23 protein-coding genes are annotated in these 26,008 nt (G+C 49.2%); 16 read left to right on the forward strand and 7 right to left on the reverse strand.

The window, feature by feature from the left end; all coding sequences use genetic code 11:
• Positions 1 to 18: 18 nt before the first annotated feature.
• From lpdA to alkB, 4 genes are all read left to right on the forward strand, one after another.
• Positions 19 to 1,455 carry a dihydrolipoyl dehydrogenase gene (gene lpdA, locus E1H14_RS03540; protein ID WP_149390077.1) on the forward strand — a complete coding sequence of 479 codons (1,437 nt, stop codon included), beginning with the start codon at positions 19 to 21 and terminating at the stop codon, positions 1,453 to 1,455.
• A 127-nt stretch (positions 1,456 to 1,582) separates the two neighbouring features.
• Positions 1,583 to 2,749 (forward strand): ADP-forming succinate--CoA ligase subunit beta, encoded by a 1,167-nt coding sequence (gene sucC, locus E1H14_RS03545; protein WP_149390078.1) that lies wholly within the window; start codon positions 1,583 to 1,585, stop codon positions 2,747 to 2,749.
• A gap of 2 nt (positions 2,750 to 2,751) precedes the next feature.
• Positions 2,752 to 3,633 (forward strand): succinate--CoA ligase subunit alpha, encoded by an 882-nt coding sequence (sucD, locus tag E1H14_RS03550; RefSeq protein ID WP_149390079.1) that lies wholly within the window; start codon positions 2,752 to 2,754, stop codon positions 3,631 to 3,633.
• Between the two features lie 49 nt (positions 3,634 to 3,682).
• A complete protein-coding gene (gene alkB, locus E1H14_RS03555; RefSeq protein WP_149390080.1) occupies positions 3,683 to 4,348 on the forward strand; it encodes a DNA oxidative demethylase AlkB in 666 nt (221 codons plus the stop codon).
• A gap of 34 nt (positions 4,349 to 4,382) precedes the next feature.
• Here alkB and E1H14_RS03560 read toward each other — a convergent pair whose 3' ends face one another.
• Both E1H14_RS03560 and E1H14_RS03565 read right to left on the reverse strand, forming a co-directional pair.
• A complete protein-coding gene (locus E1H14_RS03560; protein WP_149390081.1) occupies positions 4,383 to 4,655 on the reverse strand; it encodes a hypothetical protein in 273 nt (90 codons plus the stop codon).
• Positions 4,656 to 4,816: 161 nt separating this feature from the next.
• A complete protein-coding gene (locus E1H14_RS03565) occupies positions 4,817 to 6,628 on the reverse strand; it encodes a flagellar brake protein (protein WP_149390082.1) in 1,812 nt (603 codons plus the stop codon).
• Between the two features lie 283 nt (positions 6,629 to 6,911).
• Between E1H14_RS03565 and E1H14_RS03570 the strand changes: the two genes are divergently transcribed.
• Positions 6,912 to 8,690, forward strand: coding sequence for a putative bifunctional diguanylate cyclase/phosphodiesterase (locus E1H14_RS03570; RefSeq protein ID WP_149390083.1), 1,779 nt, complete (start codon positions 6,912 to 6,914; stop codon positions 8,688 to 8,690).
• A gap of 63 nt (positions 8,691 to 8,753) precedes the next feature.
• On the opposite strand, the gene E1H14_RS03575 is transcribed toward E1H14_RS03570, so the two are convergent.
• A complete protein-coding gene (locus E1H14_RS03575; protein WP_149390084.1) occupies positions 8,754 to 10,031 on the reverse strand; it encodes a nucleotide sugar dehydrogenase in 1,278 nt (425 codons plus the stop codon).
• 44 nt (positions 10,032 to 10,075) lie between these two features.
• The gene (pgi, locus tag E1H14_RS03580; RefSeq protein WP_149390085.1) at positions 10,076 to 11,707 is read right to left on the reverse strand and encodes a glucose-6-phosphate isomerase; all 1,632 of its coding nucleotides are present in this window, start codon (positions 11,705 to 11,707) and stop codon (positions 10,076 to 10,078) included.
• A gap of 262 nt (positions 11,708 to 11,969) precedes the next feature.
• Between pgi and E1H14_RS03585 the strand changes: the two genes are divergently transcribed.
• Complete coding sequence (locus E1H14_RS03585; protein WP_149390086.1) at positions 11,970 to 12,782, forward strand: undecaprenyl-diphosphate phosphatase; 813 nt, start codon at positions 11,970 to 11,972, stop codon at positions 12,780 to 12,782.
• 60 nt (positions 12,783 to 12,842) lie between these two features.
• A complete protein-coding gene (locus E1H14_RS03590; protein WP_235017373.1) occupies positions 12,843 to 13,397 on the forward strand; it encodes a methylated-DNA--[protein]-cysteine S-methyltransferase in 555 nt (184 codons plus the stop codon).
• On the opposite strand, the gene E1H14_RS03595 is transcribed toward E1H14_RS03590, so the two are convergent.
• The gene (locus tag E1H14_RS03595; RefSeq protein WP_149390088.1) at positions 13,372 to 13,860 is read right to left on the reverse strand and encodes a YaiI/YqxD family protein; all 489 of its coding nucleotides are present in this window, start codon (positions 13,858 to 13,860) and stop codon (positions 13,372 to 13,374) included. The genes E1H14_RS03590 and E1H14_RS03595 overlap by 26 nt on opposite strands.
• A 208-nt stretch (positions 13,861 to 14,068) precedes the next feature.
• On the opposite strand from E1H14_RS03595, the gene E1H14_RS03600 reads away from it, so the two are divergent.
• From E1H14_RS03600 to thiI, 4 genes are all read left to right on the forward strand, one after another.
• The gene (locus tag E1H14_RS03600) at positions 14,069 to 14,407 is read left to right on the forward strand and encodes a zinc ribbon domain-containing protein YjdM (RefSeq protein ID WP_149390089.1); all 339 of its coding nucleotides are present in this window, start codon (positions 14,069 to 14,071) and stop codon (positions 14,405 to 14,407) included.
• Positions 14,408 to 14,565: 158 nt separating this feature from the next.
• Positions 14,566 to 15,834, forward strand: coding sequence for a DEAD/DEAH box helicase (locus E1H14_RS03605; protein ID WP_149390090.1), 1,269 nt, complete (start codon positions 14,566 to 14,568; stop codon positions 15,832 to 15,834).
• Between the two features lie 65 nt (positions 15,835 to 15,899).
• Positions 15,900 to 16,844, forward strand: a complete 945-nt coding sequence (locus E1H14_RS03610; RefSeq protein WP_149390091.1) for an alpha/beta hydrolase — start codon at positions 15,900 to 15,902, stop codon at positions 16,842 to 16,844.
• A gap of 105 nt (positions 16,845 to 16,949) precedes the next feature.
• Positions 16,950 to 18,437 (forward strand): tRNA uracil 4-sulfurtransferase ThiI, encoded by a 1,488-nt coding sequence (thiI, locus tag E1H14_RS03615; RefSeq protein WP_149390092.1) that lies wholly within the window; start codon positions 16,950 to 16,952, stop codon positions 18,435 to 18,437.
• A gap of 21 nt (positions 18,438 to 18,458) precedes the next feature.
• Here thiI and E1H14_RS03620 read toward each other — a convergent pair whose 3' ends face one another.
• On the reverse strand, positions 18,459 to 19,415 hold the full coding sequence (locus tag E1H14_RS03620) for a YbgA family protein (protein WP_149390093.1): 957 nt from the start codon (positions 19,413 to 19,415) through the stop codon (positions 18,459 to 18,461).
• A gap of 84 nt (positions 19,416 to 19,499) precedes the next feature.
• Here E1H14_RS03620 and E1H14_RS03625 point away from each other — a divergent pair, with 84 nt between their 5' ends.
• Positions 19,500 to 20,021, forward strand: coding sequence for a DNA-deoxyinosine glycosylase (locus E1H14_RS03625; protein ID WP_149390094.1), 522 nt, complete (start codon positions 19,500 to 19,502; stop codon positions 20,019 to 20,021).
• A complete protein-coding gene (locus E1H14_RS03630; protein ID WP_149390095.1) occupies positions 20,014 to 20,865 on the forward strand; it encodes an SDR family NAD(P)-dependent oxidoreductase in 852 nt (283 codons plus the stop codon). The genes E1H14_RS03625 and E1H14_RS03630 overlap by 8 nt, the downstream gene beginning before the upstream one ends.
• A gap of 26 nt (positions 20,866 to 20,891) precedes the next feature.
• Here E1H14_RS03630 and E1H14_RS03635 read toward each other — a convergent pair whose 3' ends face one another.
• On the reverse strand, positions 20,892 to 22,139 hold the full coding sequence (locus E1H14_RS03635; protein WP_235017374.1) for an MFS transporter: 1,248 nt from the start codon (positions 22,137 to 22,139) through the stop codon (positions 20,892 to 20,894).
• A gap of 90 nt (positions 22,140 to 22,229) precedes the next feature.
• On the opposite strand from E1H14_RS03635, the gene E1H14_RS03640 reads away from it, so the two are divergent.
• From E1H14_RS03640 to E1H14_RS03650, 3 genes are all read left to right on the forward strand, one after another.
• The gene (locus E1H14_RS03640) at positions 22,230 to 22,715 is read left to right on the forward strand and encodes a low molecular weight protein-tyrosine-phosphatase (RefSeq protein WP_149390096.1); all 486 of its coding nucleotides are present in this window, start codon (positions 22,230 to 22,232) and stop codon (positions 22,713 to 22,715) included.
• Positions 22,716 to 22,823: 108 nt separating this feature from the next.
• On the forward strand, positions 22,824 to 24,311 hold the full coding sequence (gene mqo / locus E1H14_RS03645; protein WP_149390097.1) for a malate dehydrogenase (quinone): 1,488 nt from the start codon (positions 22,824 to 22,826) through the stop codon (positions 24,309 to 24,311).
• Between the two features lie 127 nt (positions 24,312 to 24,438).
• Complete coding sequence (locus tag E1H14_RS03650; protein ID WP_149390098.1) at positions 24,439 to 25,998, forward strand: methyl-accepting chemotaxis protein; 1,560 nt, start codon at positions 24,439 to 24,441, stop codon at positions 25,996 to 25,998.
• Positions 25,999 to 26,008 lie beyond the last annotated feature (10 nt).

Here is a 26,008-nt window from a genome sequence, read left to right on the forward strand (position 1 = left end):
TTAAAACAGGATAAATGAATGTCTGAGAAATTTGATGTAATCGTCATTGGTGCGGGCCCAGGTGGATATGTTGCGGCGATTCGTGCTGCACAGATGGGTCTGAAAACCGCCTGTGTTGAAAAATGGGTCGATGACAAGGGTGCTCCTGTTCTCGGTGGTACCTGTCTGAACGTGGGCTGTATTCCTTCAAAAGCTTTGTTGGAAACCACGCACAAGATGCATGAAGCTCAGCATGGCTTTGCGGCTCAGGGTATCGTTGCTGAAAACGTGCGTATCGACACCAAGCAAATGGTGGCACGTAAAGATCAGATCGTTAAGAACTTGACCGGTGGTATCGCGGGTTTATTCAAGGCGAATGGCGTCACCCTGTTGCAGGGTAAAGGCAAACTGCTGGCAAACAAGCAGGTTGAAGTGACGGCAAATGATGGCGCGGTGTCTGTGCATGCGGCTGAGAATGTCATTTTGGCAGCAGGCTCTGTACCGGTCGAAATTCCACCGGCTCCACTGACCCAGGGTTTGATCTTGGACAATGCCGGTGCTCTGGATATCGATGAAGTGCCTGCGCGCTTGGGTATCATCGGTGCCGGTGTGATCGGTTTGGAAATGGGCTCTATTTGGGCGCGTTGCGGATCTCAGGTCACTGTTCTGGAAGCCATGGACTCTTTCTTGTCTGTGACGGACGTCGATGTGTCGAAAGAAGCTTACAAGCTGCTGACTAAACAGGGCTTGGATATCAAACTGGGCGCACGTTGCACCGGTACTGAAATCAACGGTAACGAAGTCACCGTTAAGTACACGGATGCTAACGGTGAGCAGTCACTGGTTGTCGATAAGCTGATTGTTGCTGTAGGTCGTCGTCCATTAACTCAGGATCTGATTGCTCAGGATTCCGGTGTTAAGCTGGATGAGCGTGGTTTCATCTTCGTTGATGAGCAGTGCCGTACCGATGCACCGGGCGTTTATGCGATTGGTGACATCGTTCGCGGGCCGATGCTGGCACACAAGGCTTCAGAAGAGGGCATCATGGTTGTCGATATCATCGTCGGCCACAAAGCTCAGCTGAACTACGACTGTGTTCCCAATATTATTTACACTTTCCCAGAACTGGCTTGGGTCGGTAAAACCGAGCAGGAACTGAAAAACGAAGGTGTGGCGATCAAAGTTGGTAAATTCCCGTTTGCGGCTTCTGGCCGTGCTATGGCGGCGAATGCGACCGAAGGATTTGTCAAAATCATCGCTGATGAAAAGACAGATCGAATTCTGGGTGTTCATATGGTCGGTGGCATTGCCTCCGAGCTGATCGCTCAGGCTGTTATTGCAATGGAATTCTGCGCAACTGCTGAGGACTTGCAGATGACAGTATTCGCTCACCCAACCGTGAGCGAAGCGGTACACGAGGCCGCACTCGCAGTGGATAATCACGCCATCCACATTGCGAATCGCAAAAAACGCTAACCTGAAGGGTTGCTATGAATGATCGGGCCACAAGCCCGATCCTTCGTTTACTGCAGTTAAAAAGAGTGCAGCATCGGCAACTCAGCCGTTCTGCGCATGTATAATCGATAATTCAACGGATTAGAACATGAACCTTCACGAGTACCAAGGCAAACAACTGTTTGCTCAATATGGTCTGCCGGTTTCCAAGGGTTTCGCGGTAGATACTCCAGATGAAGCTGCAGCTGCAGCAGAAAAAATCGGTGGTGATAAGTGGGTTGTTAAAGCCCAGGTTCACGCTGGTGGTCGTGGTAAAGCGGGTGGCGTTAAGCTGGTAGATTCTCCAGCTGAAGCGAAAGCGTTTGCTGAAAAGTGGTTGGGCCAGCGTCTGGTAACTTATCAGACAGATGCGAATGGTCAGCCTGTTTCTAAAATTTTGGTTGAAACCTGCACGGATATCGCTAACGAGCTGTATCTGGGTGCGGTTGTTGACCGTTCTTCACGCCGTATCGTTTTCATGGCCTCTACAGAAGGGGGTGTTGAAATCGAGAAGGTAGCTCACGAAACACCTGAGAAAATCCTGAAAGCAACCATCGATCCTTTGACCGGTGCGCAGCCTTACCAGGGTCGTGAGCTGGCCTTCCAGTTAGGCCTGCAGGGTGATCAAATCAAACAGTTCGTCCATATCTTCATGGGTCTGGCGAAAATGTTTGAAGAAAAAGATCTGGCGCTGTTGGAAATCAACCCGCTGGTCATCACCGATGCCGGCAATCTGCACTGCCTGGATGCTAAAGTTGTGATCGACAGCAACGCTGTTTACCGTCACAAAGATCTGCAGGCGATGCACGATCCTTCGCAGGATGATGAGCGTGAAGCTCACGCAGCTCAGTGGGAACTGAACTACGTGGCGCTGGAAGGCAACATCGGCTGCATGGTGAACGGTGCGGGTCTGGCGATGGGTACCATGGACATCGTTAAACTGCACGGTGGTCAGCCAGCTAACTTCTTGGACGTTGGCGGCGGTGCGACTAAAGAGCGCGTAACAGAAGCCTTCAAAATCATTCTGTCTGACAGCACTGTCAGCGCAGTATTGGTCAACATCTTCGGCGGTATCGTACGTTGTGACCTGATTGCAGATGGTATCATTGGTGCGGTGAAAGAAGTGGGTGTTAACGTTCCTGTCGTGGTACGTCTGGAAGGTAACAACGCTGAACTGGGCGCACAGCGTCTGGCTGAGTCCGGTCTCGATATCATTGCGGCGACTAGTTTGACTGACGCTGCGCAGCAGGTTGTTAAAGCCGCGGAGGGTAAATAATCATGTCCGTTCTGATTAATAAAGACACTAAAGTCATCTGTCAGGGTTTCACTGGCGGTCAGGGTACCTTCCATTCAGAGCAGGCGATTGCATACGGCACCAAAATGGTTGGCGGTGTAACTCCAGGCAAAGGCGGTACTGAGCATTTGGGTCTGCCTGTGTTCAACACCGTTAAAGAAGCTGTAGAAGCAACAGGTGCTGAAGCATCTGTTATCTACGTTCCGGCTGCCTTCTGTAAGGATTCTATCCTGGAAGCGGCTAACGGCGGTATCAAGCTGATCGTTTGTATTACTGAAGGCATCCCAACTCTGGATATGCTGCAGTGCAAAGTGAAGTGTGATGAGCTGGGCGTGCGTTTGATCGGTCCTAACTGCCCAGGCGTGATCACACCGGGCGAGTGCAAAATCGGTATCATGCCAGGCCACATTCACCTGCCAGGTAAAGTCGGTATCGTTTCACGTTCCGGTACTCTGACGTATGAAGCGGTTAAGCAGACGACAGATGCTGGTTTCGGTCAGTCTACTTGCGTTGGTATCGGTGGTGACCCAATCCCAGGTTCTAACTTCATCGATATCCTGAAATTGTTCCAGGAAGACCCACAGACTGAAGCGATTGTCATGATCGGTGAAATCGGCGGTTCTGCTGAAGAAGAAGCGGCTGCTTACATCAAAGCAAACGTGACTAAGCCTGTTGTATCTTACATCGCGGGTGTTACGGCTCCTGCAGGTAAGCGTATGGGCCACGCCGGTGCGATCATCTCCGGTGGCAAGGGCACCGCTGATGAGAAGTTTGCAGCCCTGGAAGACGCGGGTGTGAAAACCGTGCGTTCACTGGCTGATATCGGTAAGGCTTTGGCCGAAGTAACCGGTTGGGCAATGAAGTAATCGCCTAAGCGCTTAGATTAAAAAGGCTCCTGTGGGAGCCTTTTTCTTTATGACTAGTGGTGGGCATGTGCAAGACTTATTTTCTGATCCTATTGAAGCGCGCTTGATCGAGCAGAAGAGTGCAGGGACTTGGCTGTTAAAGTCTTGGCTGGCGAAGGACAGAGCCTCTATTTCTGTTCAGCTTCAGGCTATTCTACAAGTGTCACCCTTGCGTCGGTTTAAAACCCCTAACGGTTATAGCATGTCTGTGGGGTCGAGTAATTGTGGTGCTTGGGGTTGGATAAGTGACCAGAAGGGGTATCGTTATTCGGCAGTAGATCCATTGACTCAGAGGCCTTGGCCGGCGATGCCGGAGGCTTGGCAGCATTTGGCAACAGAAGCGGCTGAGCTTGTAGGTTTCCAACATTTTATACCGGACTCATGCTTGATTAACTGCTATGAGGTGGGGGATAAGATGGGCCTTCATCAAGATAAAGACGAAGAGATATTTGAGCATCCGATTGTGTCTGTTTCTTTAGGATTACCCATTATTTTCATGCTGGGTGGTTTAACACGTTCGCAGGCTTACCAAAAAATACTTTTGGAAGATTCAGATGTATTGATTTGGGGAGGCGTGGATAGGTTGAAGTACCATGGAGTACAAAGCTTACGTAAAGGTCTGCACCCTATCTTCGGTAGTAAGCGGTATAACCTTACTTTTCGTAAAGCTAAATAGCCAGGAAAAGCCGGTAAAGAAAGCGTATCAGAGCTTAGTTTTTAAAATTTGTTTCTAACAAATCATCCAAAGAATCTAAGCCTGTATCAAAGATCAGGTCGGATAGGCTGAGTGCTTCTGGAGTGGAGCTTGATTTCAGAGTCTGTGAATCTGAGTGAGGAGACGGAGTCTCTTGTGCTGTAAAGTTTAAGTCTATCAACTCACCTCCAGAATCTTTCCAGAAAGAAAGTGCAGGTGCTTCATGCAGACCATCCACTCTGAGACTTTCAAGGAAGAGTGGATCGATATAACTATTGTGAGTGGTCATTTTGAAGTCCCTCAATTTAAGGGTGTATCTTAAGTGTGGTTAAATAAGCACACACTTTCTGGATTTAATTAAAGTAGATCTATGAATAAGCAGCAATCGTATTTTAGTGATTGCTGCTTGTAGATAATCATAAATATATAGTTGTAATTTTATATATTTATTTAGATGCTTTTTAAAGGTGCGCGTAAAACGTCAAAAGCGATATTGAATTTCTTAGGGTTAGCGTATCCTAAAATCTCTAAGTTTGTGTTCTGGATATTAAAATCCTGATGCGGTGTAACGGATTCATTTTCCAGGCAGTAGACACGTCTAAGATCACGTGCTTGTCCCTGGTCATCATGGCGCATCACCATAGCCAAAGTCTTGTCGCTCAATGTGACTAGACTACCTTGCGGATATTTACCGAGATGGCGCCACAGGAATTTGAGACTGGCTTTATCATACAGTGCAGCCTGTTTGAGCAGGTTTTGCATCCCAGCGATTGGATCATAGATGAGATCGCCCTGATGTTCGGTATGGCTGTAGCGATCAAAAGCGTTAATGCAGGCACAAAGTTTACCGACTTGCGATAAGCTATCGCCGTTTAATCCATCAGGCCAACCCGATCCATCTAAAAGTTCGTTGCTTTCACGCACAATGCGTAGAGCTTCAGGCGTCATATCGGGTGAGGCTTTGAGTTTGCGCATTAAGCTGGCATGTGCTGCCTTGAGCGCTTTGTGTTCAGCATCCTGCTTCAAGCCTGTTTGATAACGTAAGCCGCCAGGAAGGAGGCTGTAAGCAAGATCATGACAGAAGCCACCTAGAACCATGCCGGTTAGTGTAGGTGTTTGGGCTTGATCAGGATAACGTGACGCTACGATGTCTAATAACAGAAGTGCAACACTGACGCTGTGATCAAACAATGGACTCAGAGGATTGCGACGATAACGTTGCATTAGCAAGGCTTGTCGATCCTGCTGCCAGGCTTTGACAAGTTGATGGCTAGCATCGAGTGCCTGGTCTATGGGTAGGGGTTGTCCGGCTCTGAATTTAATGACAAGTTGTTTAATGGCGATGATAGCAGAGTCGTAGGCGCGTTCCGGTTGAATGGGGGCACTCTGATCGCGCTTGTTCAACTTAGACAGGACGCTTTTTTGCTCTGTCTCGGGTAGGCTCGGTTCAGTGCGCTGAATCTCAGAAATTACTTGTTTACGTTTAGGGATGAATAAAGCGGAGGTATTTTCAACAAAACCTTTGCGCGTAAACTGGATGAAATCACGTTGTAACTCGTTGACCAATAGGTTGATATGCTGGCGTTGTTGAGGCGTTAATTCCCCGAAACGACAACCTAAAAAAGTGGTCTGCGTAGAAGGATGATAGTCAATTCTGAGTACGTTTAAAGCCAAATCATGGCTTTCACCATTGGGTAGGCACAGTGTAATTCTGAGATCTGATGCACGTAAGCTATCGACCAGTGTTAGATCTTCATTAAATTCAAGACGGCAGCCTTCCTGTGAGAGATCTCTTAACCGACCTGAATGACGTTGCTCTTTATCTGAGTTGAGGTGTGTAATGATGTTAAGAAGTGGGCGTACAGGGACACGAAAAGTAGAACGTCTTTGCAGATAGCTGATTTCTTCAGGGAATTTTGCCCAATAACGCAGTTCGCCATTGGCTTTTTGCTCTGGAATGAGTTCAATATCGTGGCAGGTTACTTGGCAGCCATTGTGACGTGTCATCAGCGTGACTTTCTGATTGGCGAGCAAGTGGCGTCTATTTTCTGGCATGGGTGGATCAAATCGAATCCAACCATCTTCTTGACTGACATACTTAATATAAGCCGTCAAAGCGTGCTCTGTGTCTTTGGGTAAAAGCGTTACAGCAGAAACGCGCTCAGAAACTGTCTTGAGCATCGATTCGATCTCTGACGGATTATGAATGCGCTCACCTTCTGATGGCTCAGAAAATTGCAAAACGGATGCTTGGTTTTTCACAACTTTACCCTCTACGACTTTTAAACAAGTCTAGCAAAGAGAGAGATAAATAAAATATATAATTTCTGCTTTTTCCTTTTCACTATTTACTATTATATAGTCATTAAGCGTGCAGAAATTTTATTTATATTTTTTAATGAGATGGCTTTTTTTATAAACATGTGTTTGATTTTGATTTGATTATTTCAGATTTTATCAAACACTATGTATATACTAATTAGTAGTTAATAGTTATATCATTCTGTGGTATGTTCTAGAGATAGACAAACTAGGAAGTTTTTTCATGACAAATGAGTCTAAGCAGATTTATGCAGCAGATATTCTGATAGTGGATGATCTCCCAGAGAACGTAGAAGAGTTGATCCACTTTCTTGAAGAGGAAGGTTATCGCTGCTTACAGGGGCTTACGGATTCGCGCCAAGTCTTCGATCGTGTCAGTGTGCGGCGGCCGGATCTGATTTTACTGGATGTGCGGATGCCTTACCTCAGTGGTATCGAGGTACTCAAACAACTTAATCAACTAGCGGGTGCTTTACCGGCTATTATCCTCTTAACGGCTCATCTTGATGATTCAACACGTTATGAGGCTCTGCGCTTAGGGGCGCGTGATTTTTTAACCAAACCCTTTGATCAGCTGGAAGTCGCGCAGCGCATACAGAATATTTTGCATTTGCAATTACTCATAAATGAGCAACGCGAACGTGCTGAGTCACTTGAGGCCTTAGTGCGTAAGCGCACGCTTGAGCTGTCATCTCAATCACGTATGGAACCCCTTACGGGTTTGCCTAATCGAAGTGCTCTCTTAGAAGCACTCGACTTCAATCATAAGAATCGAGACGATATTACGATTTATTTTATCGCCCTTGAGGGTTTGGATGAAATTGCGCGCGTGCAGGGTTTTGCTGTTGCGGATCAACTTGTGCGTGCTTTGGTGATACGTTTAGATGAAATGCTGGAGGTTGGGATTTCATCCCTGTGTCAACATTCTTTGTTAGGCATTTGGAATAGCACTGAGTGGGTGTTGATTTGTCAATCTGTGCTGGATGCACCGACACGAGGGGTGTTGGCGCAAAAAGTGTTAGAGGCGTTTGAGGCGCCTTTTTACATTGATCAGATGCGGCTGCATCTTTCGGCCCGAGTAGGTATCAGTTTTGATCATCAAGAATTAGCGCCGGAGCAATTGGTTCGCATGGCTGCTTTGGCGCTGCCCGTGCGTGATGGCCAGTGGCAAGAATACAACGACACAATTGATCAATCCTTAAAACGTCGTTCGGGCATGCGTACCGCTTTACGTGGTGCTTTACAGCGGGGTGAGCTATTCCTGGTGTATCAGCCAAAAGTTGATATTAAGACGAATCGGATTGTGGGTGCGGAAGCATTATTGCGTTGGGAAAACTCGATCTATGGCAAGGTGTCCCCGGTTGAGTTTATTCCGCTGGCCGAGGCGAGTGGTGAGATTCTATCGATCGGCCGTTGGGTCATTCTTGAAGCACTCGTGGCGCTGAAAAGATGGAGAGCTTTGCACCAGGTGGATGATGATTTCTCTCTAGCGGTCAATGTTTCTCCTCTACAATTGATGCAAGCGGACTTTGCTCAAACTCTGTTGGATATGGTCTCGGACAGTGGGGTGCCGCCTTGCTGTTTAGAGCTGGAGGTCACAGAATCAGGTCTAATGCAAGATATGGAGTTGGCTCTTAAGCAGTTAAGAAGATTGATTCAGTATGGTTTCAAAGTAGGGATCGATGACTTTGGTACGGGTTATTCATCCTTAGCTTATTTAAAAACCTTACCGATTTCTGTGCTGAAAATAGACCGTGCTTTTATTCATGAATTACAAAGCAGTATTCAAGATCAAAAGCTTACGGGTACGGTGATTGATATGGCGCGTCATTTTGGCTTTTCAACGGTGGCGGAAGGGGTTGAGCAGTCGGAGCAGTTGGATTGGTTATCCAGCATGGGTTGTGACCTCGTTCAAGGATACATGTTTGCTCCACCCTTGAAAGAAAATGAGCTGTTAAAGTTGATTGATAGCGGTGTAGAGCACTTAATCAACAAGTTTTAGAGATTCGATAGACGACCGTTTTAGGGGCTGTCTATCGAGTTGCGATCTGGATGTGCAAGTTTTTTAACGCCCCATCCCATAATACGTAAAGCCTAAATCGCGCAAGAGCGTTTTTTCAAGGATATTTCGACCGTCAATAATGACCGGTTGTTTCATGAGTTTGAGCATTTTTGCGTAATCGGGTGACCAGTATTCATTCCACTCCGTTAGAATGAGTAAGGCGTCAGCCTCTTGGAGTGCGTCTAACGCTTTTTCGTGATACACAATTTGCCCATTGGCCGGAAATTCCTGGCTAAAGTTCAGAATGGCTTGAGGGTCATGAGCATGCACTTCGCATCCTTGTGCCAGCAAAGTTTTGACGACGTTTAAGCTAGGCGCGTTCTGAATGCTGGCGGTATTAGGCTTAAAAGATAGACCCCAGACAGCAATTTTTTTACCCGCGACGTCTGTCTTGTAATGCTGCCATAATTTACGAAAAGGGCGTGTCTTCTGCTTCTCATTTTCTTCTATTAGAGTGTTGAGAATGATGGAGTTGCGATTGGTCTTAAGGAGTTCGGCCATGCTTTCAATTGTTTTAGAAAAGTATGAGCCGCCAAAGCCGCATCCGGGTGACAGGTAGTGCTTGCCGATACGTGGATCACTGCCGAGGCCTGCCAAAATAGTATCGATATCAATATCCAGTTGATCGGCCAGGTTTGCCAGTTCGTTGATATAGCCAAGGCGTAACGCTAGCATGCCGTTACTGGCAAATTTCATGAATTCGGCTTCGTGTGTTTTCACTGGCAAGAGTTGATTAAGATGTCTTGAAAAAGGCTTATACAAGGCTTGTATCAACTGAATGCCTTTGCTGGATTGGCAGCCGATGACGAGTGTGTCGGTTTGGGTGAAGCGCTCATAGGCGTTACCTTCGGATAAGTTGTCAGGAATATAAGCAATGACCTGGTCGCGTTTGATATCTAAGAGGGTGTTTAACTGATCCGTAGCGCCTAGGCCAAAAGTAGCGTAATTAATCACTAAAAGTGAAAAAGGGACTCGCTCTGCTGCGAGGCCGAGTAGCTGTTGAGCCAGTTCAAGTTTGTCCGGTGCCAGTGCAATAATTTGGATAGGACAGGCTAAGGCTTCATCCAGTTGGCCGCAGAGAAGCTGGCCTTGATCGTAGTGCTGTTTGACTTTGTGCAGCAATCCAGGCTCATTAAAGAGAACGTTATTTTGTTCAGACTGCTGGCTAAGCGAGCGTGGGATTTGGGCATCTGAGTTGATATGTATCTGATTCCCGTATTCGGCAAAGGCCGCCGCGGCGGTCCAGGCAATCAGTTCATTTCCCCATATCGCAATATGCATCACACGCTCCCGAGTTAGATCTAGTGGTTTTTTGAGGGTATTGGTTAGCGATTGATGTGTCTGATCAATCCTAGGGTGGAGCTATCTAATGCTTCGCAAGCTTGTTCCTGAGTGAGTGCTGGTAAAAGCCCGGTTGCGATGGTTTTACCTAGTTCAACACCCCATTGATCAAAAGGATTAATGTCCCAGATTACAGATTGTACAAAGACTTTGTGCTCGTACAATGCGATTAACATCCCAAATGTATAAGGGCTTAAACGCTGCATCAATAGGGTGGTACATGGCTGGTTGCCGCGATAGCGTTTATAAGCGGGTGCTTGATCCGCGTCTTTAATCACGGTGTCGCCTAGAGCAAGAATCTGTGATTGAGCTAGACAGTTCGACAAATTGAGCTGATGTTGGTGTTTCAGCTCTTCATGGCCAGGTGCTTCGTAGCGTTTCGCGCTGGTAATGAAGTCACACATTACCGGAACCGTGCCTTGGTGGAGAAGTTGATAAAAGGCGTGTTGTGCATTGGTGCCGATTTCTCCCCAGAGAATGGGGCAGGTGTGATAATTGACTTGGTCATTATGGCGTGTGGTGCTTTTACCGTTACTCTCCATTTCCAACTGTTCTAGATAGCTGGGGAGGTGGCTGAGTCGTCCATCATAAGGCAGGATGGCGTGTGCAGTAATATTGAGAAAGTTAATATTCCAGATCCCAACCAGAGCTAAAAGTACCGGAAGATTTTCGGTAAAAGGGGTGTCACGAAAGTGGCAGTCCATGACATGAGCGCCCGCAAGCATGTCACGAAAACCTTCCATGCCGATACGCAGTGCGATGGGTAGGCCTATCGTCGACCACATGGAATAACGTCCGCCTGTCCACTCCCAGAAATATAAGTGATTGGATTCTGGGATGCCCCAATCGACCATACGCTGGGGGCTGGCTGAAACGCCGATGAAATGACGTTTGATAATCAGGGATTCATCCATTTCAGCATGAACCTCTGCGCGCTTGAGCCATTCACGTGCTGTTTCAGCATTGGCTAGGGTGTCAATCGTCGTAAAGGATTTGGATGAAATCACAAAAAGCGTGCGTGTTGGATCCAGTTTCGAAAGTAAGCTGGAAAGATGGCTGCCATCCATCGAAGACACAAAGTGAATTTCAAGTTTTTCACTGGCCGGAGAGCTGAATTCACCGAGTGCTTTACAAGCCATAAAAGGGCCTAGGTCAGAACCGCCCACCCCAATATTCACTAAGGTGTTAATTGGGGTGCCCGTACACCCCAGCCACTGTTCAGAATGAATACACTCAACGAGCCGAGACATGCGATCAAGGTTCTCATGAACTTGCTGAATGACATCTGTTCCATCCAGCAGCAGGCTTTGATCAATCGGTGTTCTGAGGGCTGTGTGTAAAGCCGGGCGGTTCTCTGAAGTGTTGATTTTTTCGCCATTAAACAGTCGCTTAATCCAGCGTTTGAGTGCTTTTTCCTCAGCAAGTTGGCAAAGATGTTGGAGCGTCTCGGTGGAGAGGCGTTGCTTTGCAAAATCGACTAGAAGCTCATCCAGCTCAAAGCTAAGTTTTTGAAATCTATTAGGATCTTCTTGAAAAAGCTGGGCGATATGACGCTGTCCCATAAATTTGGCATGTTCATACAGGCGTGCACTAGCATCAGTTGCAAATACATTCATGGGATTTCAAGACTCCATTGTTTTCCATGTGCGTTTCGCATTGTAAGGAAAAAGAGAGTTTATTCCAGAAAATTTCGGTCAGAATTTGCGCTATTTTTGATTTTTATATGTGTTTTGTATTAATCACAATTGATCTGATGGGTTGATTAAAGAGGGCTGTAAAAACTTTATAGCCCGGTTATAAAATATTAATCATCTTCTAGCGCATTTAATCTTAAGGCGCTTGTACTTAATTTCTAGTTTAATATTTAAGTGGGCAATAATGAATTTTAGTGAATGGATTCAGACTTTGGTTTTGGCCATGATCCAAGGGCTTTCTGAGTTTTTACCTATCTCTAGCTCGGCACATTTGATTTTACCTGCACAACTCTTAGCCTGGCCGGATCAGGGTTTGGCGTTTGATGTAGGCGTTCATTTGGGTACGTTGGCGGCGGTTGTGATCTATTTCCGCCAAGATCTTTGGTGCATGTTTCATGCTTGGCTGGCCAGTTTGCGTGGACAGCAAAGTCCTGAAGGACGCTTGAGTTGGTGGGTCATTATTGGCACTTTACCTGCTGTGCTGGCGGGTGCTTTGTTTGTCAGTGCGATCGAGCATTGGGGACGGTCTATCCTGATTATAGCATCCACGACCTTGATTTTTGGCGCTTTGATGGGGTGGGCGGATTGGCGACGTCAGGAATACCGTTCTTTGCAGGATGTAGGTCTTAAAGATGCTTTGTGGATAGGTTTGGCACAAGCCATCTCATTAATTCCTGGAACCTCTCGTTCCGGTGTGACGATCAGTGCGGCACTGATGCTGGGCTTAGATCGAACATCGGCGGCACGTTTTTCATTTCTCCTATCGATCCCTGTGACTTTCGGAGCTTGTGTGATGATGGGGGCGCGTGTACAAAGCGGTGTGAGCATTTTGCCTTGGGAAATGTTGATTGTGGGGGCCCTGGTGGCTGGAATAAGTGCTTGGACTTGCATTCATTTGTTTTTGAAATGGATCGCACAGATAGGAATGATGCCTTTTGTCATCTATCGTTTAGGTTTGGGTTTAATTCTGCTGTGGATTTACTTCTTTTTTGCTTAGCAGAAATCAATGCAGTCAGCCGCTGACTCTATTCAAATCTCAATACATGGGCTCTGGCGAGTGTTAAAAAAATCAGTACACATTGAGTTTCAGTATGCTCCAAGTCCTTTGGGTGTTTTACTCTTGGCTCGAATTGAGATAGGTTTTTTAACGCTTTTGTTTGCGGATGAGCTCGACGAAGCACTCACTCTTCTGCGGCAACGTTTTCCAAGTCATGCTATTTCACTGAGCACTGACGACTGGTCCAGGATCTGGCAGGTGCTGGATGCTTACTGGCAAAATGCAGACAGTTTAACGCCAAGCGTTCTATCCGCTTTACCCCTGGCACCTCAAGGCAGTGAGTTTCAGCAAGCAGTGTGGTCGGCTTTACAGCAGATTCCTGTCGGTCAGACTGCAAGTTATCAGCAGATAGCACAATCGATTGCGCGACCCACCGCCAGTCGTGCGGTGGCGGCCGCGTGTGCGGCCAACCCCCTTGCGCTCTTCATCCCTTGCCATCGTGTCATTCGCCAGACTGGGGCCTTGTCTGGATATCGTTGGGGGGTGTCACGTAAACGGGCGCTCTTGGCACATGAAGCGGGTCAGTCGCTTAGCAGTTTGCAGGCGGAGGAGTAAGCGTGCGGGCTGAGCGCTTTTGTGCTTGGGTAATCCAGCGATCCAGTTGATCGGCAAAACGTTTACGATCGGCAGGTTGTAAGCTGGCGGGGCCTCCGCTGTGCATACCACTGGCTCTTAGCGTTTCAAGAAAATCACGCATATTCAGGCGGGCTCGGATGGTCTCGTGAGTCAAAGCCTCACCGCGTGGGGTTAAGACTTGAGCACCCTTGTTTAAGGCGTCGTTTGCCAGAGGCAGGTCGGAGGTGATAACCAGGTCATCGGCTTGAGCGCGACGTACAATTTCCTTATCGGCCTCATCGGCACCGCTGTGCACCTGAATCATATTGATCCAAGGGATGTGTGGGGTACGCAAAAACTGATTGGCGATGAGTGTCAGTGGGATCTGCGTGCGCTCTGCGGCGCGAAATAAAATCTCTCTGACGACTACGGGACAGGCATCAGCATCGACCCAAATGGTCATTCCTTACTTACCTTTCTTGGAATAAAAAAGCAGTCTACTGGGCCCTTGGCTAGGCGGCAAGTCTGGTCTGGAGGCGGTGAGAGCGGATTTTTGGTATGCTAGAGGCCCCATTGCCTTCATATAGGGGCTGTGCATAAGCGCGGCATAAGAGCAGTAATCGCTCTCTATGACGGGGGTGAACAACTTTATTAAGCCTTAAGGAATCCACATGTCACCATTGCCCCCTTGTCCAGCCTGTCAGTCAGAATATACCTACGAAGATGGCGCCTTGCTTGTCTGCCCAGAGTGTGGCCATGAGTGGTCGGCGCAAGAGTGGGTGTCGGAGGATGAGGGCTTAAATATCAAAGATGCCAATGGGAACCCTTTGCAAGATGGGGATACGGTCACGGTGATTAAGGACCTAAAAGTGAAGGGCTCCTCCTTAGTCGTGAAAGTTGGAACGCGGGTCAAGAATATCCGCCTCGTTTCAGGGGATCATGATATCGACTGTAAAATCGATGGTATCGGTCCGATGAAATTAAAATCTGAGTTTGTTAAAAAAGCCTGATCTGGCAGAGATTGGCTCTGAGCGCGGCCACCGAGTCAGTCTCAGAGCCAGCCTCTGAGCGCTCGTGATTTAGCGTGCTCCCTCTCCGTGAATCCGGTAAGCTTCGTTCTCATTCTGTTGCTCGTCAGCAGAGACCTTAAGTATTTAGAGATGACTGCATGAGTTTTGCTTCCCTGGGCTTGTCGGCCCCCTTGTTAAGTGCCGTTGCCGAGCAAGGGTATGATCAGCCTTCGCCGATTCAACAACAGGCGATCCCTTTGGTTTTGTCCGGCCAGGATTTGATGGCGGCGGCCCAGACAGGTACTGGAAAAACGGCCGGTTTTACCCTGCCTTTATTAGAGCGTTTGATGCAGGGTGAACCAGTAAAGCCCAATCAAGTCCGCGCCTTAGTCTTGACGCCGACACGTGAGCTGGCGGCTCAGGTGGCTGAAAGTGTAGCGATTTATGGACGCCACTTGCCGTTAAAGTCGGCAGTGGTGTTTGGCGGCGTTAAAATTAATCCGCAGATGATGCAGTTGCGTCGGGGGGCCGATATTTTGGTGGCAACCCCTGGGCGGTTACTGGATTTGCATAAGCAAAATGCGGTGCGTTTTAATCAGTTAGAAATGCTGGTGTTGGATGAAGCGGATCGTATGCTGGACATGGGGTTTATCCATGATATCCGCCGCATTCTTGCGCTCTTGCCGATGAAGCGTCAAACCCTGATGTTTTCTGCGACCTTTTCAGATCCGATCCGAGCCCTGGCGAAAACGCTTCTGCATCAGCCGCAAGAAATCTCTGTGACACCTGCCAATGCAACGGCCAACACGGTGGAGCAGTCGATCTATGTGGTTGATAAGAAACGCAAAGCCGAAGTGTTGATTCACCTGATTAAAACTCAGCAGTGGCATCAGGTGTTGGTTTTTACCAAGACCAAGCATGGTGCGAATAAGCTGACACAACAGTTGCAAGCTCAGCAAATTCCCGCTGCGGCCATTCATGGCAATAAAAGCCAAGGTGCGCGGACTCGGGCCTTGGCAGAGTTTAAGGCGGGTGAGTTGCAGGTTCTGGTGGCCACGGATATTGCTGCACGTGGATTGGATATTGATCAGTTGCCCCAGGTCGTCAATTTTGAACTGCCTAATGTCGCGGAAGACTATGTGCACCGTATCGGTCGGACCGGGCGCGCAGGCGCGCAGGGTAAGGCTATCTCTCTGGTGTGTGCCGAAGAGGCAGATCTGTTGCGCGGTATTGAGCGTTTAACGCGGCAAACCTTTGAACGGCAAGAGTTGATGGAATTTATTCCAATCGATCTTTTGCCTGAGGTGAAACCTTCCGCTCGACGTAAATCGCCTTCGGGGGCGCGTCGTCGTAAACCTGCGAGTGGCCATCGTGATGGTCAGCGTTCAGGGGAAGTGGCACGCGGTCATCGCCCAGTGCGATCTTGATCGCAAGATCTGATCTGTTCTAAGGTGCGTAACTCTGCCTGATTCATTTATATCAGGCAGAGATCATGTCTTTCAAACGACTGCGCTGGATCTACATCTTATTGGCTTTGTTCGGATTGCAGGGCTGTGCACACTCTTCACATACTTCAAAATCTCGTGATCTGAGCACAATGGAGCCGAAGCTCCTGTTGCCTTCTGAGCATTTTGCCGCTGAGCATTGGCAGCAATCCTCCTTAATTTACACACCATCTGATTGGCCGGAAGCATTAAGTGCGGAAGTGATTCATCCCAATCCCAGGATTGCGGGCTTACCGGTTATGTTGCTGGTGCATGGTGGTGGCTGGCAGCGACGATCCGCCGAAGATATGCGGCCTTTGGCACGTTATTGGGCGCAAAGGGGATTTATTACGGTCAATATCGCGTATCGTTTTGCCCCTGAACATCGCTTTCCAGCACAGTTGCAAGATGTGCAGCAAGCGATGCACTGGATTCATCAGCAAGCAGATGTTTGGCAAGCCGATCCGGAGCGTATTTTAGCCATGGGTTTTTCATCCGGCGCTCATCTGGTGGCGCTGATGGCCTTGGTGGCGGATCAAGGCGGAGCATTGGATCAACCCTATGGGGGACCGCAAACACGCCCCTATTTGGTGGTGGCCGGTGGGATTCCGAGCGATCTGCGTAAATGGGATGAGGGCCGTTTAGTCGAAGATTTTCTCGGAGGCAAGCGTAGACAAGTGCCTGAGGCCTATCATCTTGCTTCCCCACAAGTGCATGTGCATGCCGAAGCCCCGCCCTTTTTTCTGTTTCATGGTCGTATGGATCGTTTGGTGCCGCCGGATCATGCGGAAGATTTTTACCAAGCCTTGGCGCAGGCGGGTGTGGAGGCTGAGCTTTTCTGGCAACCCTGGCGTGGCCATGTGACCAGTTTTTTATGGCGCGACAGTGCAATGCAAGGTTTATCACGCTTTTTGGCTGACCAGGGTGTGAGGCCGTTAGAAAAAATTTATTAGCCAAAGAGATCCAGATCGCGCCTATCTGCGTAGCGATTTCTCTTTTGCTGCTCATTTCCTGTACAATGCGGGGCTTTTAAACTCAAGGCCCCGCGTATCCCCGCTATGAAATACCTGATTCGTTTTTTCCCTGAAATGACGGTAAAAAGCCGTTCCGTGCGTCAGCAGCAGATCAAACAGCTCAAAAAGAATATTCGCTTAATCGTCAAAGGATTATGTGAAGAAGCCCGTATAGGAGGCTGCTGGGATCTGTTGGAGGTCGAGTTGCCTGCGCAACTTTCTGAGGAAAAACAGCAAGCTATTAGTGATGCTTTAGCTTCGACTCCGGGCATTCATCATTTTATGCAAGCGCAAGAGTTTGAGTTGCCGGATCGTCAGACGCTGTGCCAGCGCGTACTGGAAAGTGTTGGCCAGCGTTTACAAGGAAAAACCTTTGCCGTGCGTGTTCAGCGTGCGGGTGTGCATGAATTTACCTCCTTGGACTTAGAGCGTGAGATCGGGGCGTTTTTGCTCAAGCATGCAGGCCCAAGTCGGGTGCAGTTGAAAGAACCTGAAGAAACGGTCATGTTGCAGGTGCATCACCAGCGAGTATTCATTGTGGGCGCGCGTCGTGAGGGGATCGGCGGTTATCCGCTGGGTACCCAAGAGCAGGTGGCCACGCTTATGTCGGGTGGTTTTGATTCTTGTGTGGCGGCCTATCAAATGTTGCAGCGTGGGGTCTGTACACACTTTATCTTCTTCCGTTTAGGCGGCGTAGCGCATGAGCAGGGGGTGAAAGAGGTGGCGCATCATCTCTGGCAGCGTTACGGCTCTAGCCATCGCGTCAAGTTTGTTACCGTACCTTTTGAAGCGGTGGTCGAGCAGATTCTGACTCAGGTCGATAACGCCCAGATGGGCGTGGTGTTAAAGCGTGCGATGTTGCACTGTGCCGATCAGCTCGCTCGACGCTTACGCATCGGTGCGCTGGTCACAGGTGAGGCGATCGCTCAGGTGTCCAGTCAAACCCTAACGAATCTGCAGGTGATTGATCGCTGTATCGATCGCTTGGTTTTGCGTCCGCTGATCACAACACATAAACAAACTATTATTGATCAAGCATTTGCCATAGGTGTCGCAGAGATGTCGGCACGGATTCCAGAATACTGCGGAGTGATCAGTCAGCGTCCGACCATTCGTGCACGCCTAGAAGAGGTGGAAGCGGAAGAGGCTAAAATAGACCCTGCATGTTTAGAGGCTGCTGTGCGTGGTGCGGTGATTCAGAAGATTGACCAAGTTTTGCTGGCACCGGATCTGCCTGAGTTCGCTTCTAACTCAGCTGCAGAATCTACAGATAAACGAGCGATTGTGGTCTTAGATGTTCGAGCCCCTGCAGACGTCGAAGCGAATCCTCTACCTGCAATACGTTATCCTGTTGAATGTCTGCCTTTTTATAAACTGCACTCTGAGTTTGCGCAGTTAGACGCTGAGTTTGAATATTGGCTCTATTGTGATCAGGGTGTCATGAGTGGCCTGCAGGTGCAGAACCTACAGGCCGCAGGCTTTCAGAATTTAAAAGTCTTGCCTGCGGCGGAATTAACTTCGCTGCGCACTTAACTCACTGCGTACGCAAGCGCATCAATACCCATAGTGCAGGCGCAGCTCTTCAGGATGAGGATTTAAGTACACCTGATCCTGCACATAGGGCTCATCAAATTCATTCAAATAATGGCGAATCAGCGTGATGGGTACCAATAGGGGTAAGAGTCCGTCACGGTATTTATGAATCGCTTCGGTGAGCTCTTGTGTTTGTTTAGGGGTGAGCTTATCGGAAAAAAAGCCTTGAAGATGCTGCAGAACATTGGTGTGATTTTTGCGCGTAGCCGGTTGGCTCAAGGCCTCCATAAACAGATGAATATAGGCCTTGGCATCGGCTTCTAGGTCTTCACTGAAATTCGCGATCATCTTACCCAGACGACGATAGTGCGCCTGATGGTGCGCTAAAAGTAAGAATTTATAGCGGGTATGAAACTGCACTAAGGCTTTGCGGGTTAGGCCTTGAGCGATCAGTGATTTCCAATCATGATAAGCAAACACTCGGGTGATAAAGTTTTCGCGCAAGCCTAGATCATGTAGGCGTCCATCCTCTTCTATCGGCAACAGCGGTTGTTGCTGCATCAGTATTTGTGTGTAGATACCCACTCCGGCTTTGCGGCTGTAACCACTTTGACCGTCATAAAGTTTGACCCTTTCCATACCACAACTCGGTGATTTAGCGCAGACAATATAACCACTGAGAAAGTCCAGTTGCTGGCTTTTTCCGAGTGCATATTCACGCATCGCATCGGTGACATCAAAACTATTATCGGTGGCTGTTAGGCGAATCTCACCTTGATGATCGACCAGGCGGATGGTTTTGCGCGGTGTGCCCATACCGATCGCCATTTCCGGGCAGACGGGTACATAGTGAAAAACGCGTGACAGTTCATCACGGCAGTAGTTTGAAGTTTTGTGGCCCGCGTCAAAGCGAACCTTCTCCCCGAGCAAGCAGGCGCTGATACCAATCTGAATCTGTTGAGGGTCAAACTGAGTCATGCTAAGTCCTTCTTTTTGATGCCATCTGAGGGTAATGTACCTAGCCTAGCATAAGGTCGAGCGAGAAGGGATGGATAGAAACTGATGGCACAGGTGCAAAGTTTTGCGCCTTGGGTGGATGAGGCGTCTAGGGTGTTGATTTTGGGCAGTATGCCGGGTGTCGCCTCTTTGCAAGCTCAGGCGTATTATGCGCATCCTCGCAATGTTTTTTGGCCGATACTGGCCGATTTGTTGGGGTTTGAAGCACAGGCTCCCTATGCTGAACGCCTACAGCAGTTACGCGCGCAAGGGGTTGGACTCTGGGATGTTTTACAAAGTTGTGAGCGCCCAGGCAGTCTTGACAGTGCCATACGTCAATCCACACGCCTGTATAATGATTTGGCGGGGCTCTTAGTGTCTTATCCCAATATCCAGGCCGTTTTCTGTAATGGCACGCGTGCTTATCAAGAATATCAGCGTTACTGCAAGCTAGTTCCTCAATGTCGAATCGAGCAGGCGATCCGTTTGCCCTCGACCAGTCCGGCGCATGCTAGCTTGAGTTTTGCCGCCAAAAAACAGGCTTGGCAGCCACTGCTTTCTGCATTAAAGAGAGGTTCACTTGAGTAAAAGCAAAACATTATTGATCACCGGTTGTTCAAGTGGCATAGGTGAGGCCGCCGCCCAGCAGATGCGTGCACGTGGTTATCAAGTGTTCACAACCGCGCGTCAGCCTGAGGATGTGGCGCGTTTACAAGCTCAAGGCTTTGCGGCCCATTTGTTGGATTTAGATGACTCTGCTTCGATCGAAGCGGCTTTAGACTGGTTATGGTCGCAGACACAAGGGGAACTCTACGGACTGTTTAATAATGCGGCCTATGGCCAACCGGGTGCGGTTGAGGATTTAAGTCGAGAGGTGCTCAGAGCGCAGTTTGAAACCAATCTCTTTGGTACGCATGAACTGACTACTCGGGTGCTACCCGTGATGCGCCGTCAGGGCTATGGGCGTATTGTGCAAAACAGCTCGGTGTTAGGGCTGGTGGCGATGAAGTATCGTGGTGCCTACAATGCTTCAAAATTTGCTTTAGAGGGTTTAACAGATACCCTGCGTCTGGAGTTGGACGGCTCGGGTGTGTTTGTATCCCTAATTGAACCGGGACCGATTGTCAGTCGTTTTCGGGATAATGCGTATGCCAAATTAAAAGCCAATATTGTCACTCAGGGCTCCGCTCATGAGGCAGTGTATGCGGCCGTGGAAAAGCGTTTGGCCAACCAAGATCCAGCGCAGCAGGCACCTTTTACACTGGGGCCTGAGGCGGTCGTGAAGGCTTTAATTCATGCCTTAGAAGCGCCGTGCCCGAAGGTGCGTTATGCCGTGACGACACCTACTTATCTTTTAGGTGGCCTTAAACGCTTGCTCAGCAGTCGTGCTCTGGATCGTGTATTGCTTAAAATCGCAGAAAGAGAAAGTTAGACCAGTGGCCAGGGTGTGCTGCTTTCTCACGCTTGAGGATGTGTGGGATCCTTCTGTAATAGAGGTTTGAGCGTCAGCAAGCCGAGGAGGGCGCCCGGCAAAAGGAGCCAGCTGATATAGCTCTGTAGGCTTGGATAGAGCTGAGTGCTCAGACTGATGGAGAATACGGTCATTAAAAAGCCGATGCTGTTCATCAAAGCCAGTGCACTGCCCACCTCTTCACGTGGGCAGGTGATGGCGGCCAAGGCTGAGTAATGCGGAGAGTCCGCGATGACACTAAATCCCCAAATCAAGAGTACGAGCAGACCTAACAGCCAGCCAGCATCACTCACCCAAGGCCAGATTAGGCAGCAACTTGCGGAGAGGGCCAGCATCCACCAAGCGACGCGAGCGCTGCCAAACTCACGGCTTAATCTGCCCCCGAGCACACAGCCCAAAGCTCCTATGGCGATGATCAGAAACGCCAGCCAAGAGAGCCCGCTCGAGACTAGATCGGAATTGAGAAACAACTGACCCAGAAAAATGGGGGTAAGTGTCCAAAAGGCATACAACTCCCAGCAGTGGCCAAAATAGGCAAGAGCGGCGGCGCGAAAAGGTTTCAGTTTAAAGGTTTTAAATCCGGGCAAGCCGGATCTGCGTAATGCGGCTTTAGGCAGGTGTTCACCTTCACCCAAACAGGCAATTAGCCAAGCGGCGATCACCGCGAGCATTGATGCGCTCAGTAAAACCCAGCTCCAGGGCAGGGCGTGTCCTAGTCCTTGCAGTAAATGAGGCGAAGCCGTTCCCAGTGTGAGCATGGCCACCAGCCAACTCAGGGCCTGCCCGGTTTTGTGCGGGGTCCAACTGACGACCAACTTCATGCCCAAGGGATAGATCCCAGCCAGGGCTAAACCCGTTAAAAAGCGCAAAAATAAAGCTAGAGCAAAACTGTCGCCAGCGAAAATAAACAGGAGGTTACACAGCGCGCCGACTAAGGCGCTGCAGGCAAAGATACGGCTGGCACGAAACCGATCCGCGAAGCCACTTAAGGCGATCGCGAGCGTACCGCAAATAAAACCTAACTGGACACTCGCGGTGAGGCTGCCCAGCATACCAAGGCTCAGTTGCCATTCTTGCTGAAGCGCATGAGCCACCCCGTTGGGCGTAAACCAGAGTGACGTTCCCAGCAGTTGACAGAAGACGATGACAAAAAGAGGGTGTTGTTTCAGGCCATCACCTGACCTGAGCCGAGACAAGCAAGACATAAATGCCAAACCTTTGTTATTGTTATGCATTTCAGGACACTAGCACTCTGCTTGCAGGCTGTCGAGTCTGCATGGGGAGTGTTTGCTCTAGGATTTTTAACGACTTAAGTAGGAAAAAACATGTCACAAACCACGGCTTCAGTGTTATTTGTCTGCTTAGGCAATATCTGTCGTTCCCCAACAGCACAGGGTGTATTTGAAACACTCCTAGCGAAAAGTCCTTTGGCGCATCAAGTTAGAGTCGACTCAGCAGGCACAGCCGCTTGGCATCAGGGTAAGGCTCCTGATCCACGCAGTCGAGCGGTGGCTTTGAGTCGTGGTTATGACTTAGAACACTTGCGCGCACGCCAAGTCAGAGAAGAGGATTTTTCCCAGTTTGATTTTATTTTAGCGATGGATGGCGACAATTTACGTGATCTGCAGCAGATGGCACCTGAATCTTTCCAAGGCGAGTTAAGATTGTTTTTGGACTACGCCTATCCAAATCAGCGACGTCATGTTCCCGACCCTTACTACACGGATGGGGATAGCGGTTTTCATGAAGTGGTCGATTTAATTGAGGCTGCGAGTCAGGGCTTATTAACCCATCTGATGCAGTTTAAATAAAGAGGTTATAAGCGGGCAGATTGTCGACATATTCCACTATAGATGAATTGCGACCGGCCCCTCCATCTTTATAATTCTGACTTTCATTTTGTTATGGTGAGGATCGACATGACCGCAAGAACGGCAGACGTGTTGCTAGTAGGGGCAGGTGCCATGAGCTCCACCCTGGGGATGCTGCTTAAACAGCTGGATCCCACTCTGAAAATCATCATGGTTGAGCGCTTGGATCATGTTGCTCAAGAAAGTACCGATGGCTGGAACAATGCCGGTACCGGACACGCTGCTTATTGTGAACTCAACTATACCCCGCAAAAGCCGGATGGCAGTATCGATACGACCAAGGCCTTTGCGATCAACTCGGCATTTGAGCTGAGTTTGCAGTTTTGGTCTTATCTGGTTGAGCAGAAAGCCCTGCCTGAGCCGACAAACTTCATCAACACCGCCCCGCATTGTAGCTTTGTTTGGGGTGAGAAGAATGTTGCATTCCTGCGTAAGCGTCATGAATTGCTGAGCGCGCATCCAATGTTTGCGGATATGCAATACAGTGAAGACCCCGAGGTGATCCGTGGTTGGATGCCGCTGGTGATGCAGAATCGTAAAGCCGGTGAAGCGGTTGCCGCAACACGGGTAAGCTATGGTTCGGATGTTAACTTCGGTGATTTGAGCCGCTTGATGGTCGAGCATCTCGGGCACCAGCCTGATTTTGATCTTTTGGTCAGCCACAATGTCACTGCCCTGAAAAAGCAACCAGATGGTCGTTGGTTGGTCGAAGTCAAAAATAAAGCCGATCAGCATGTGACCCCGATCACTGCAGACTTTGTCTTCCTCGGAGCCGGTGGTGGCGCTTTGCCGCTCTTGCAGAAATCTGGCATTGAAGAGGGTAAGGGCTACGGTGGTTTCCCGGTCAGTGGTCAGTGGTTGGTCTGCACCAAGCCTGAAATCGTCGAAGAGCATGCCGCTAAGGTTTACGGCAAAGCGGCGATTGGCGCACCTCCTATGTCGGTTCCGCATCTTGATACTCGTATTATGAACGGTAAGAAATCTTTGCTGTTCGGACCTTTTGCGGGCTTTACCACCAAATTCCTGAAAAACGGCTCCTACATGGACTTAATCAAGTCTGTGAACCTGGGGAATATCGGGCCGATGTTGTCGGTGGGTGCCAATAATATGGATTTAACCCGCTACTTGATTTCAGAATCCTTACAGTCACATGAATCTCGTGTGAAAGCCTTACGTGCTTATTTCCCCGATGCGCGCGAAGAGGATTGGGAGCTGTCGATTGCGGGGCAGCGTGTTCAGATCATCAAAAAGAACCCACAAGGGGGCGGCAAGTTAGAGTTTGGTACCGAGGTGATCATCTCTGCCGATGGAACTCTGTCCGCTCTGCTGGGTGCGTCACCTGGGGCGTCCACTGCTGTGCAGGCGATGCTGAGTATTATCGAACGCTGCTTTAAAGATCGTATGGAATCTGAAGCCTGGCAGGCTAAGATCAAAGAGATGATTCCCTCTTATGGTCAATCTTTGGTTGAGGATACCGAGTTGCTGAAAACCGTGCGTCAGCGCACCCTATCTGTATTGCAATTGCAGCAAGACTGATCCTTTAGTCTGCTTGCTCAAGGCCTTAGAGGAATGCTTCTCTAAGGCCTCTTCCTGTACATTCCCGCCTCTGCTTCTTACAATTAGCATTAATACTTACTTATTTTTCTGAATCGGGCCTCTGCGTATGAAAGCGTCTGCTCATCTCACCGGTGTTGAGCGCACTTTTGCTGAAGATCAACAGCTTATCTCTTCAACTGATAAACGTGGAATCATTCGTTATTGTAATGAAGAGTTTGTGCGTATCAGCGGCTATTCGCGTGAGGAGTTGCTTGGGCAGCCACATAACATCGTGCGTCACCCCGATATGCCAAAAGAAGCCTATGCTTCGATGTGGAGTTACATTCAATCTGGCCGTCCTTGGATGGGCATCGTAAAAAACCGTTGTAAAAATGGTGATCACTATTGGGTGGATGCCTACATCACCCCGATTTTCCAACAAGGCGAGGTGGTGGGTTATGAGTCGGTACGGCGTAAACCCAAGCGTGAAGATGTCGAGCGTGCAGAAAATCTCTATGCAAAAGTGCTTGCGGGTCAGTCTACTCGACAATGGCGTTTACCCACTGGGGTGCTTTGGAGTGGTGCAGGCCTGTTTTTGGCGGCAGGTTTAGCAGCACCTCTCAGCCTAGGCCTCGCTTTGCCCGGTTGGCTATGGGCGCTATTGGGAGCCGGAATCGGCAGTGGCATGATGGGACTCTTTTATCGTCAGCGCATGAGTGCGCTGGCCGAGCTCATGCCACACGCCTTTATGGATGCTTTAGCGATGAAGGTGTACACCGATGAAGCGGGTTCATTTGGCAAGATGAAGATGGCGATCATCAGTGATGCGGCGCATCTCAACACGGTGATTACTCGCTTGGAACACGCGGCGCAAGATGTGGCGATTCAAGCTTCCGAGGCACATGTTTTGTCTGTGCAGTCCTCTCAAGGCGTTAAGGATCAGCAGGTGGAAACTGAACAGGTAGCCGCCGCCATGCATCAGATGAGCGCAACGATTAATGAAGTTTCCGGGCATGTGCAGGAGACGGCTTCACGTACGGATTCGGTGGATAAATTAGCTAAACAGGGAAGTCAGATCGCACATGACACACTCGCGGCGATTCAACAATTGCAGCAGCGAGTAAATATGATTGCGATCGCAGTCGCTGAATTGTCAGAAGAATCACGCACCATTGCTGGAACGACGGCTCTGATTGAACAGATTGCGGAACAGACCAATCTTTTGGCTCTGAATGCGGCGATTGAATCAGCGCGTGCCGGTGAACATGGTCGAGGTTTTGCAGTGGTTGCCGATGAAGTGCGTCAGTTGGCGTTACGTACCCGCGATTCTACGCAGCAAATTCACAGTATTGTCAACAATCTTCAGGCCAAGGCTGAACGTGCTTTAGAGGTTGCCAGTGTGGGCGAACAGGAAGCTGAGCGTGGTGCCCATGAAGTGGAGAAAACGGAAGAGATGCTGCGTGAAATCGCTGATTCCATTTCACGCATTGCCGGTATGACAGTGCAGATGGCGGCAGCCATTGAAGAGCAGGCGAGTGTTTCGGATGGCGTGAATCATCAGGTCAGCAATATTAACCAACTCGCCAGCAGCAGTCTGGAAAAAGGGATGGCGTCTTCAGAGCGCTCCAAGCAATTGGAGGTCACGGCTGAGCATCTGTATGAACTGGTGGAGCGCTTCCGCCGTTAAGTCCAGCACT

Origin of the sequence: Nitrincola tapanii, from assembly GCF_008368715.1 — a bacterium.
Lineage (GTDB): Bacteria > Pseudomonadota > Gammaproteobacteria > Pseudomonadales > Balneatricaceae > Nitrincola > Nitrincola tapanii.